The sequence below is a fragment of the Roseateles sp. FW301-B2 genome, assembly GCF_058788955.1.
Genome location: NZ_JBYTBE010000072.1, coordinates 1 through 1197, shown reverse-complemented (window position 1 = coordinate 1197; position 1197 = coordinate 1). Strand labels below are relative to the sequence as shown.

At 61.5% G+C, this 1197-nt stretch carries 1 protein-coding gene; it reads left to right on the top strand.

Going from position 1 to position 1197, the window contains the following annotated elements:
* Positions 1-29: 29 nt before the first annotated feature.
* Entirely contained in the window at positions 30-1190 is a 1161-nt protein-coding gene (locus AC3WQY_RS24550; protein ID WP_492711222.1) for an IS30 family transposase, read from the top strand.
* Positions 1191-1197: the final 7 nt, after the last annotated feature.

Below are 1197 nucleotides of genomic sequence, written 5' to 3'. Positions count from 1 at the left end.
GGGCCGATCAGGCCGAAGGAGTGTTGGACATGAGGCAGCGACCGCGGATCTACTACTCGGATAGCCAGAAGGCGCTGATGTGGGAGCGTTGGAGGGCAGGTTGGACGCTGCACGAGATTGGGAAGCTGTTCGACCGAGGTCACTCCTCGATTCACCGGATCATTGCTGAGACCGGCGGAATTCGCCCAGCGGCTCGCAGCCGCTCGCGGCGTGCACTGACTTCGGCGGAGCGGGAAGAGATCTCGCTCGGGCTGACGCTCGGTCAGTCCATGCGTTCAATCGCTGACCGTCTCGGAAGAGCACCGTCGACGATCAGCCGGGAAATCGGTCGCAACGGCGGCCAGGACGGTTATCGGGCAACTCTGGCAGACCAGGCTGCATGGGAGCGCGCTCTTCGGCCGAAGCTCTGCAAATTGGCCAAGAACCGGGCGCTGGCTGGCGTCGTGGCGGACATGCTTCGGTTGCTGTGGTCGCCCGAGCAAATTGCTGGTTGGCTCAAGCATACTTATCCGAACGACCAGAGCCTTCACGTGTCACACGAGACGATCTACCGCAGCCTGTTCATTCAAGCGCGTGGCGCCTTGAAGAAGGAGTTGCTGGAGCATCTGCGGCGCACGCGGGGTATGCGGCGCTCTCGCTCCTACACGCAGAAGACAGCGATCCATGGCCAGATCGTCGACGCGGTGTCGATCAGCGAGCGGCCCGCATCAGTCGAAGATCGGGCTGTGCCTGGGCATTGGGAAGGAGATCTGGTCTTCGGCAGCGGGAGCAGCCAGATCGCGACGCTGGTTGAGCGTCAGACGAGGTACGTGATGCTGGTGAAGCTGGACGGCAAGGACTCTCAGACGGTCGTCAACGCGCTCATCAAGCATGCCCGCAAGCTGCCGCAGGAGCTCTACAAATCGCTCACCTGGGATCGAGGCACGGAGATGCATGGGCACAAGCGATTCACCATGGCCACCGACATCAAGGTCTACTTCTGTGACCCGCAAAGCCCTTGGCAGCGGGGCAGCAACGAGAACACCAATGGGCTGCTCAGGCAGTACCTGCCCAAGGGCATCGACATCTCGGGCTACTCCCAACACCAGCTCAACTCGATCGCCAGACAATTGAATGAGAGGCCACGCAAGACGCTCGGCTTCCAAACGCCCGCTGAGCGATTCAGCGAATGTGTTGCGATGACCGGTTGAATCCGCC